The 9,494-nt window shown below is 67.8% G+C and carries 12 protein-coding genes; all 12 read right to left on the bottom strand.

What is annotated here, in order from left to right; genetic code table 11:
- Positions 1–319 precede the first annotated feature (319 nt).
- Positions 320–583 carry a hypothetical protein gene (locus ACTIGN_RS13615; protein ID WP_439624658.1) on the bottom strand — a complete coding sequence of 88 codons (264 nt, stop codon included), beginning with the start codon at positions 581–583 and terminating at the stop codon, positions 320–322.
- 108 nt (positions 584–691) lie between these two features.
- Entirely contained in the window at positions 692–1,087 is a 396-nt protein-coding gene (locus ACTIGN_RS13610) for a hypothetical protein (RefSeq protein WP_439624656.1), read from the bottom strand.
- A 405-nt stretch (positions 1,088–1,492) separates the two neighbouring features.
- Entirely contained in the window at positions 1,493–1,996 is a 504-nt protein-coding gene (locus ACTIGN_RS13605; RefSeq protein WP_439624654.1) for a protein-tyrosine phosphatase family protein, read from the bottom strand.
- 322 nt (positions 1,997–2,318) lie between these two features.
- Positions 2,319–2,804, bottom strand: coding sequence for a hypothetical protein (locus ACTIGN_RS13600; RefSeq protein WP_439624652.1), 486 nt, complete (start codon positions 2,802–2,804; stop codon positions 2,319–2,321).
- A 756-nt stretch (positions 2,805–3,560) separates the two neighbouring features.
- Positions 3,561–4,016 (bottom strand): hypothetical protein, encoded by a 456-nt coding sequence (locus ACTIGN_RS13595; protein ID WP_439624650.1) that lies wholly within the window; start codon positions 4,014–4,016, stop codon positions 3,561–3,563.
- A 495-nt stretch (positions 4,017–4,511) separates the two neighbouring features.
- Positions 4,512–5,216, bottom strand: coding sequence for a TIGR02117 family protein (locus ACTIGN_RS13590; RefSeq protein WP_439624648.1), 705 nt, complete (start codon positions 5,214–5,216; stop codon positions 4,512–4,514).
- A 392-nt stretch (positions 5,217–5,608) separates the two neighbouring features.
- Positions 5,609–6,136: a hypothetical protein gene (locus ACTIGN_RS13585; RefSeq protein WP_439624646.1), complete on the bottom strand. Its 528-nt coding sequence runs from the start codon at positions 6,134–6,136 to the stop codon at positions 5,609–5,611.
- Positions 6,137–6,598: 462 nt separating this feature from the next.
- The gene (locus ACTIGN_RS13580) at positions 6,599–7,066 is read right to left on the bottom strand and encodes a TIGR03067 domain-containing protein (protein WP_439624644.1); all 468 of its coding nucleotides are present in this window, start codon (positions 7,064–7,066) and stop codon (positions 6,599–6,601) included.
- A 176-nt stretch (positions 7,067–7,242) separates the two neighbouring features.
- Positions 7,243–7,647: a hypothetical protein gene (locus ACTIGN_RS13575; RefSeq protein WP_439624642.1), complete on the bottom strand. Its 405-nt coding sequence runs from the start codon at positions 7,645–7,647 to the stop codon at positions 7,243–7,245.
- Between the two features lie 76 nt (positions 7,648–7,723).
- Positions 7,724–8,215 (bottom strand): DUF4288 domain-containing protein, encoded by a 492-nt coding sequence (locus tag ACTIGN_RS13570; protein ID WP_439624640.1) that lies wholly within the window; start codon positions 8,213–8,215, stop codon positions 7,724–7,726.
- A 92-nt stretch (positions 8,216–8,307) separates the two neighbouring features.
- Positions 8,308–8,853, bottom strand: coding sequence for a hypothetical protein (locus ACTIGN_RS13565; protein ID WP_439624638.1), 546 nt, complete (start codon positions 8,851–8,853; stop codon positions 8,308–8,310).
- 142 nt (positions 8,854–8,995) lie between these two features.
- Positions 8,996–9,397: a hypothetical protein gene (locus tag ACTIGN_RS13560; protein ID WP_439624636.1), complete on the bottom strand. Its 402-nt coding sequence runs from the start codon at positions 9,395–9,397 to the stop codon at positions 8,996–8,998.
- Positions 9,398–9,494 lie beyond the last annotated feature (97 nt).

The raw sequence follows: 9,494 nt of genomic DNA, 5'->3' as shown, positions 1-9,494 counted from the left end.
GTACTTGGTTCAAGTACTCCAAGGACTCTCCACGCATAGTGCGTAAGCCCTACGGTCGTCCCAGTCCATATTATTCACCTGGGTTTGCCCGCTTGCCACCTTGTCAAGCCGTCACAGCCGGAAGCTCAACAGCCCTTGGCATGCCTTGCCACCCGCCCCACCGCGGCACCTGCCACAAGGTACAGACAAGCGCTCTGCACCACCCAGGCAGCAATCACTGCCGCCGAGACCTGGAACGCCGCGAACGCGAGCAAGTTCCCGACCAGGAACACGCCCAGTCCGGGTCGAGAAACATCCCCAGCGTGTCGGTGGTGGCCACCTACAGATCGCAATCGGGGTGCGGCGGGAGCGTGAACACGAGCCAGAACGGGGCGTACAGGAACGGAGCGGCCAACCCCAGCACGCAGCCGACCGCGACCCCGACGGAGGCACCGCGTCGGTCCGAGTGAAATGCACCGACTACCACGCCCGCGAGGGCACCCGCCGCCGCGAGTTGCCAGAGTCGGGTGGACTCTCGCATCAGAAGCAGAACCATGCCGCTCAGTGCGGCGAGCGAGATCAATGCGGCAGCCGCGCCTCGCATGGCAGACCTCCTCGCACGGTGTCGGGCGTTCGCCCTGTGGCCCCACGAAGAATCACCCCGTGCATTGCCGGCAGCGACCTCAACCGTCGCGCCGAACCACGTCAGGAATCACACGGAGGTGGTCTGCCGTGCGGCCCCGGAGAAGTACACGAGGTCGGTGATTGGGAACTCGACGGACTCGTGTGCCCTCGGGAATTTGCCGTTGATCCGCACGGCCCCGTCGTCCAACCACTGCCGCAGCTCCCGCTTGGATGGCGTGGTGCTGTTCGACTGGGGAGACCATGGGAAGACCTGGAGCTCCCAGAGTACCTGGAACGCACAGTCCATGTCCTCCCGAACGATCCGGTCGATCACTTTCTCCTCGTCCGACTTGGCCGGCGTTACCCGAAACTCGGCAACCGCCCGCAGCAACACCTCCGGCGAGTCGTACTCCTTATCCACGAAGTATTTGATCCGGTCTTGGGGAACGCCCAGGTCTTTCAACTGTCTGCCTGAGAACTTCATCGCACCCTCGTGCCCAGCTTAATGGGGCCACGGTTCTTCCGGTGGAGGGGGGAGTGAGGTCACTTCCGATGAGTTTCGAGATTGTAGGCGCGACCGGTGACGGTGGCCGGGCCGAAGTGACGGTGCCTCAAGGTCGCACTTTACCCTTGTTTTCGAGTGGTTCTGCGTTGGCCAGTGACGGTGGCGACGGTGGCGACGGTGGCGACGGTCAATTTCTATTGTGCGGCGACGCCCCGGAATAGCCCCACCCTATTTAGCCATGCCCTACCGCCGTAGGCCACTCAAACTCGACCCGTACCTACTGTTCTTGAAGATCACCGTCACTATCGTCACTGACCTTCGGACTGCCTTGTTTTCGTGGGTAATCTGAAGCTCACCCATCGTCACTTCACCGTCACCGGACCGTCACTTCCCCTCCTTCACCGTCACCGCCATCTCATTCGCCCAGTCGATGTGCTTCCGCTGAATCCCATTCCGCGTGTGGAGTCGCATCTTCTCGATGACCGCCAACGCATCGTCCACGGCGTGCCCACGCCACCTCAACAGCGAGTACCCGATCATCCCGGTTCGATGGATGCCGGCCGAACAGTGGATCAAGATTGAACGGCCAGCGTCGAGCCGCCGCCAGAGCAGGGGAAGAGCCGCCAGGATCGCCTCGGCCACTGGTCCCTGCGGGGGCTGGCCGTTTTCGAGTGGCAGCCAGAACCACTCGATGCCGGCCTGCTCGACGTGCCTGCCGACGGTCGGTCCGCCTTCTCGTGACGAGAGCAGCGTGACGACGCAGTCGCAGCCGAACGCCTTCAATTCCGCAACGGCTCTCGCCCCTGGGCGATGCCAGAGCGTGAGCCGCCCTTGACCCAGGGTGGCCCAGCGACAGTCAAAGGTCGGCGTGGTTTGATGGTCGCTCATGTCGTCCTGCTCGCTCGTGGAGGGCGGCCGACACAATGTGGGTGCCCCCCGCCTTGACTCGAACAGCGAAGCCCACCCATACGAACGGGTGGGCTTCGCTGTTCGAGCAGACACGGCGTGGGAAGACGGCAAACGAATCGGTCGGAAGAGTGAGGTTTCCGGTTTGCGGGCTGAGGTTTGAGTCCTTGAGCCTTGAACCTTGACGTTCGGAATCCCCAGCCGGTTCTCTTATCAGGGGAGTTCGCGTGTTACCGCGAGGGCCAACCTTTCCGCTGCGATCCGCCGCACGCCGTGCCTGTGCGTTCACCCGCAGAGGGAAGGGTTACTTCGCCTCCGCGACGGCGACCGTGTCCCGGTCAACCGCGATGGTGGTCGTGGCGTTGAACGCGTCGAGCTTGTCTTGGAGGGCGTCGATCCGGGTCTCCAGGGCGGTCGTCGCGGCATCGACCTCCGCCTTGCGGAACTGGGCGACGTACGGCACCGCGCCCGACGTCGGGTAGCCCTCGATCACCGTGCCGTGCTTGGTGTTGAGGCCCGCGAGGAGCGCGACCTCGGCCTTCAACTCGGCGAGCGTGAAGATGTCCCGCTGGATCGGGGCGTTCGCCTGCGCGACGGCCAGCTTCAACTCGGTCAGCCGGCGGACGAGGTCGGCGCGCTCGGCGTACGCGGCGCGCACGTCGATCCGCTCGGCCGTCTCCTGCGTCGAGTTGTACAACTGCACGGTCTGCGTGAGCTTGGTGACGCGGCCCGCGAGCCGGTTCTTCAGCTTCAGTGCCTTCGCGAGGTTGATGTTCAGCAGGTCGGCCATTGTGTCTCTCCTGGTCGCGAGCGAGAGAAGCGACACGAGTGGCGTGCGGTGGTTCGCGGATGGACGAGCGGTTGAATGTGAACCATTTGCTCCAAATGGAGAAGTGCTGGCAGCCGCAACTTGACGGTACATTGCAGCCGACCGAGAAGGTCGGCCGGGTCACGGCTTCCAGAGTCGCCACTTGCGGGCCACCCCACCGTTCCTGACCACCGCGAGCCCCGTTATCCCCGTCGGTCCAGAGTCGCCCCGGTACTCCCACTCCCACATCTCCCCGCCCGCTGCGAGTTCGGTCTCGACTTCGCCTCGAAGTGTCGCCCAAGAAGGCGATGGCCAGCCCGACAATCGGTCAAGTCCCAAGTCTCGCTCGTACTCGGCGAGTGTTATCGCCCGGTGGGGGTGGACCGGCATCTCTTGGTACGGGTCCATCGGGCGCTGCCTCTCGCAGGTCGGGGCGGTGCCGGATGCCAGTCACTCGATTCCGACCAGCAGGCGACCGGAACGGGCAGGCATGGTCCGCTGAACGACTACCCGCCGTGCGTCTCGATTCTCCCCTCAACCCGTCCACCGGCGAACTTCTTCCGGGTCGATGCCCCGCAACCGGGCTTTCGCATCACACCTTCGACCGCGCCCGTACGTCAACACGCCGAAGTCGATGACATACCCCGCCGGCGAGCCGCGACCGTGATCGGCGACAGCCTCCTTCGCGGTCGCGGTGTGTACCCGGACGACACGCCCTCCCATCGTGCGACTCAACCGCTACTTCCGGCGAGCGGCCGCCCCAGTCCCCCGGTTCGCCGCCGACCCCGCGTCACAACAAAGGTCCGACTGGCCGTGCCACTCGTGCTCGATGCCGCGCATCAGGAGTGCGCAGTCGAACTCGATGGACCCGGCCGGGAACACCCCTCGGTCGTCGAAGTAACACGACCGCACCGCCGACACGGCCAGCGGCTCGACCTGCCACCGCTCGCACCGCAACTCCAGCCCCTGGAACCGGTGTGGGTCGGGAGTGGCCGAGTAGCCCAGTGACCCGGCCTCGAAGAACGCGGACGCTTCCGCGAGCGAGCCGAAGGCCGAGCCGGCCGGCAACGCGTCGGTGGCGTCCGCGACCACGGACAGGTTCGTCGCGCCGTCGTCACTCCGCACCGCGACCTCGAAGTGAGAGTCGCTCTCGCGGACCGCGTACCGGGCGTGCGAGTGGATGCCGGGGAACAACCCCTTCCGTCCCGCCGCATTCTCCCCAGCGTGGCGAACGTTAACGGCGGTCGCGCTGGCACAGGGGATGTACGACGCCCGCGACCTCTCCGCGATGCCGATCCCCGCCGACGCGCTTGCAAGACGCCGGGTGCGAGAACGACGACATCCTGAACCACTGCCGCGAACCGGGCGAGCACGTGCGGGGGTGTTGGGCGGTCGACCTGGTGCTCGGGAAGTCGTGAGCCGACCGCGCCGCTCGCGGCCGCCCATCCGGCTCAGATCTCTGAGCCCGGGCGAGGCGGCACCGACCGCCGGGGACCGAGAGGCCGGCCGCCGGGCGACACTTGCAGGGTAACACGGTCCGCGTTAGCCTGCGGTTCTGCGCCGGCTATCGCGACCGTCGCGACCCCGCCGCTGGGACGCAACCCGACCCCGCCGAACACCTTCGCCTCGACGTTCCTCGTGCGGGCCAGGGCGTCCCGGATGCGGGCGGCGCGGGACGCGTCACCCGACTCAGTCCGCTCGGGCGGCTGGGATGTAGACCGACACCGTCTTCGGGAGCGGGGTGAACCAGCCGGTCCGCACCCCGGCGGCCTTCAGCCCGCGGCCGACCCAGCAGTTGCACGTGTTGAGGGCGTGGTACGAGCCGGTCGCGTGGTAGAAGGCGTCGTTCGCGCCGTACGCGCCACCCTTGATGGGGGAGCAGCGGCCGCCCCCGTCCCGGCGGAACGTACCCAGGACGTGTTCGACCAGGCGGCGGTACTGGTCGTGGGAGACCCGGACCGTCCGGGTCCCGGGGCGGGGGGCCCCGTCGTCCCACATCTCGACGTGCACGCAGGTCGCGGACGGCCAGAACAGCGCCCGGACCACCGTCCCCGCCTTCAGGTCGTCGTGGGTCCGGGTGTCGACGTAGAACTCCTTGTTCCCCCAGCCGAACGCGACGCGCGTGGCGCGGCCGACATCGCCGGCGAAGTCACCGGCCGGGAGGAGGGGACGCCAATCCATCGTCTCGTTGTGGAGCGGCAGGACGAGGTCGGCGTGGATCCCGGACGAGGCGACCGTGACCTCCACGCCGTCGGCCGCCGGCGCGAAGTCGTTGTTGACCGGGACCAGGCCGACGATCACCGCGAGGAGGTAGAGGGCCAACAGCAGGAAGAGCGTCTGGCAGCCGCGGAGGAGGCCGCGGGCGAACCGGCCGCGGATGGTGCGACGCGACACCGGGGGGGTCGTTGGGGGGGCCACAATTCGTTGACCTCTTGTCGGGGGCAAGGCGGCACGGCAGAAGGCGGCCGACCTTTAAGCTCAGTACCGGCCGCGCTACTGGCTTTGGACCACGAATCGCTGCGGAGGGGGCCGTCTGCTGCGGCGCGGGGTTCGGCGTCTGGACCTTGAGTATCACCTGGCGACGGGGTCGGCGTTTGCCGCTGACTGCGGCCGGTCAGGAACAGGTGGCCCCTCCACCCGACGAGGGTGCCCAGTAGGCCGCCGCCGCGGAACCACACCCCGCAGGGACGTTCTTCGCCTCCGGGTGGTAAACGTTCGGCCGACCGTTCAATTACCCACAACTCGGTTGTGCAACTCATAGCCGAGGTGGATGTCGGTGAGTCGCGTCAGGCCGCGCCGGAGGACCATGTTGCCCGAATCCCGCCGCACTCCTCGAACGCCCACGCGAAGGCCGTCATGAAGGGGGCGTCTCGCTCCACCTCGGCCGCGGTGGGGGCGTGGTTGTGGTTGAGCAGCCAGTTGCCGGACGGCTCGTTGAACCGCTCCACCACCCCGCCGAGGCACCCGAGCAGAATCCGGTGGTCCGGTGCGGCCCCGGCAGGGACGGCGGCGGGGGCGGCGGGGCACCGCCACGCCCGCACGCCGGAATCCGGCTCACCCCAGGCGAAGAGCGTGTGGCGGCCGGACGGGAGGCTGTCCTCGGCCCACGACCGCGCACCGTCCAGGTAGCCCTCGACCGTGAAGTTGTACCAGCCGCCTGCACCGGGCACGAGCCTGGGCACGCGGGGATCGGTTGGTTTCAACTCCTCGGCTTTCACGGCGGCCTCGCGGTCCGCCACCACGGCCGGCACGAACGCGAGAAACGTCTCGCGGTCGTGGACGGTGTCCGGGTCGAGTGCGCCAGCCGCATCCACCTGCGATCGCGCCTCCGTGGCCCGACGAGACGGCACACCTGCCCGGTGGGCGTGGGTGAGTTGGGGTCGCAAAAACCTACATGCCCGCCAGATCCGCTGCGGCGGCTCCCATGTTACCGTGAATGGGTCGCCCGAGCGAGGCCCGGTGGCGTCCCGGGCCATTCGCCCTCGCTCTTATTCGTCGGCGGCCGCTCACGCCGCCGGGCTCAACGGGCACTCGTCGAACGGGTCGAGATTGCGATCGAGGGCAACGAAGGCCGCCGCACTCACAGTCGCGGCCACCACGGCGGCGACGGCGAGCAGCACGGTCAGCCGCTTGTAACGTCGCCCGATTCGCAACCCTCCTTCGCCGAAGGACCAGCTCAGCAGCCGGTCCGCCGAGCGACCATGAACCCGAGAAAGCCGACATGCGGCCCCGGTCCTGTGCAACCTCTGGGCGGCGCGCCTCACACCGTGCGGCAACTACTTCTTGTCGGCCGGGGTTTTCTTGAGCACGATCAGCAGGAGCGGCGTGCCCTTCTTGGTCACGAACTCCTCGGGACGCCGCACGTCACTTCCGTCGCCGTTCACGCAGACCTTCAGGGCGTCGCCGTCGAGAGCGTAGATGCCCCGGAAGGTGAGTTTGCCGCCGTCGTCCCGGACAGTGATCTGCTTCGGGGTCCGGGTCTCGTCGAGCTCGATCCTGGCGGTGCTGGAGCCGACCTGGCCGAACCGGTCCCCCTCGACAAGCACGTCCTTCTCGAAGGTGCCCTTCCATTCCCGGGGCACGTCCTCGCGCTTGATCACGGTGTCCTCGACGGCGACGGACACGATGTGCCACTTGCCCTGGAGCTTCTCCTTGTCGCCCTTGAGGGTGTCCTTGTTGTCCGCAGCGCCGACGCCGGCGGTGAGCGCCAGGCTCGCCGCCAAGATCAGTCCGTTCATACGCATCGCGATCCTCCTTGAGTCTTGCTGGCGTCTCTACCGCGTCTCAACGACCCCGCCGGACGGAACGCCGTCCACCCGCCGAACGAGTAGCTCCGCAGCGGCGGGGGTCTGAGTGAGCGACACGTCTGAGAAAGCCCACCTCCCCCACCGTCTGCTGCACCGCCCGGTTCGGCGTGCCTTTACTCCGCGAACTCGGCGAGCGCGGCGGTCGCGACCGAGTCCGCGACCAACCCCACGGCCCGGCACCGCTCCAGGAACCGGGTGGTGGCCTCGACCAGTGCTCGTCGCGCGTGCCGCAACTCCCGGTCGGAGGTGCGCCGGACGGGCGGCGGCGGCCGCTCAGTAGCGCCGGCCGGATCGACAACCGACGCGGTGACCCTGTGAACGGCGACGTACCGCTCCTGGGCGGCGTGCAGCCGGACGAACCGCACGCCGTACCCGTCGATGACCGCCAGGGCGTGCCGCACCTGACCCAGCCAGAAGTCGAGGTTCTCCACCTGCCCGGCCAACTGGTGCGGGTTGAGGGTGACGAACCGAGACAACTGGTCGGCTACCAACTTCGCAATGTCGGTCGAGAACGACACGCCGCGATGTCCTCCTACGGCGAACGACCCGGATCACATGCACCGCCCGCTCCGGTGCGCTGCGGTCGGGGACAGCCTACACGCGGCCGGTGCCAGGTGCAGGGCGGGCGGGTTCGGCGTCCGGGGCCGCCCCGGCCGCCCCCGACGCGGACCCCCCGACGAGCGGCCCGAACACCGCCGGCAGACAGTTCGGACCGGCGGCACGCGGCTCGATCGCGCGGAACACGCCCAACCGCTCCCGCGGCCGCCCCCACTCCCGCAGCCGCTCCTCCGGCACCCCGATGTCCTCGGTGTACATGATCTCGGCCCCGTCCTCCAGCGGGTCGTGGATGACGTTCAGCTCCCGCAGCCCGCGGAACAGGACCCGCACCCGCACCCCGTCGGTGTTCTCGTACGCCCGCTCCCCCCGGCGGCCGAGGGCGGCGGCCTTGTCGAACGCCTCGTCCGGGGAGCCGGCCTCGATCAGGTGCGTGTTGACGTAGACGAGGTTCTCGGCCGCGCCGTCGAGCCGGTGCTCCAGCACCACGTCGGCGAGGTACCAACGCGCCCCCTCGGGGATGAAGCCCATCGGTGCGCCTCTCTTCGCCGAACGATAAGCTCACCGGCCCGGCCGCGACACCAATCACGACAATCGCAAGCCGGCGAGCAACACGAAACAGATCACGTTGCCGGGTCAGGTGCAGCGATGGGTTCGGCCTGCCTTTGGTTGCCCGCGTGCGCCGCCTGAACTCTGACGGCCAGCAGCTCGCAGACCTCTGCGAATGCCGCCTTGGACGGCAGCATGGACGCGGTGATGCTGTACTTGCCGCCGGGGTGCGCGACGTGCAGGAATCGCTGTCCGCCGATCGTCGCCTCCGACAGGGCCACGATGTCCCGGTACGCGATCTCCTTCTCCTCCCGCGACCACCGCGAGGCCGGGACGGTCACCGCCGCCGGGCCGAACACCAGCCGCTGCTGGAACGTGACCCGATGGTACGCGAGGAACGCGGCCATCGCAACGAACCCGCCGCTGAGCGCGGTCAGCACCCAGTAGAAGGTGGTCGCGCCGTCCGGCCCGAGTTCGATGATGCGGTTGATGATGAGGCCGCGGTCGTTGTTGGCGGCCTTCGAGCCGAGAACAGCGGCGCACAGCGCGAAGAACGCGGCACAGAACACGATCATCGTCCACCTGGGGCGGTACTCGTACTCCCGCACGTCGCCGTCCATCTGCCGCGCCTCCCTCGCCGAACTAACAGATCACCGGCTCAGTCGCGCCACCAGTAGCGCACACGGACGACTGGAGAGCAACAGGAAACGATCAAGCGGCCAGGCCGGCGAGCTGATAGTTCGGCCGCCCCGCGTGCGGCGGTTAATCCTTGAGTGGGCGGGCCGCACCGCTTCCGGTTACCCGGTATCTGTGCGTGGTGCCATCGAAGTCGGTGCTGCCCTCGGAACCGTGCGGCGTCGGGCGGCTACCCCCCATGGTCCCGATATGCTGATACGACACCTCGCGCCCGTCGGCGTAGCGGGCGCGCTCGGCGTGCCAGCGGTAGAACGAGCGGTCGTCCTTCACCCGCAGCACCCCACTCGGCGGGATCTCGATCACCCACCCGACGCTCTGTTCCACCAACTCCGCCCCGTGCGCGGAGTCCTTCACGACGGAGAACTCGCCCGTGAAGTCATTCGGAAGGACGAATAAGATCGGCTTCCCGGAGTTGCTGCACCCGGGGGCCGCGGTCAGGATTGCGAGGAGGCAAGGCAGAGCACGCATGGATCATCAACCGCGGTACTCGGGCATAATTCACAGGTCACGCCTCCGCCGCCGAAAGAATCCATGCAAGCCGTGTGCGTTAGTGTGAGGGGTGGTC

Source organism: Gemmata sp., assembly GCF_051859125.1.
Lineage (GTDB): Bacteria > Planctomycetota > Planctomycetia > Gemmatales > Gemmataceae > Gemmata.
The sequence above is the reverse complement of the archived record's forward strand: the minus strand, read 5'-3'. Positions and strand labels throughout refer to the sequence as shown.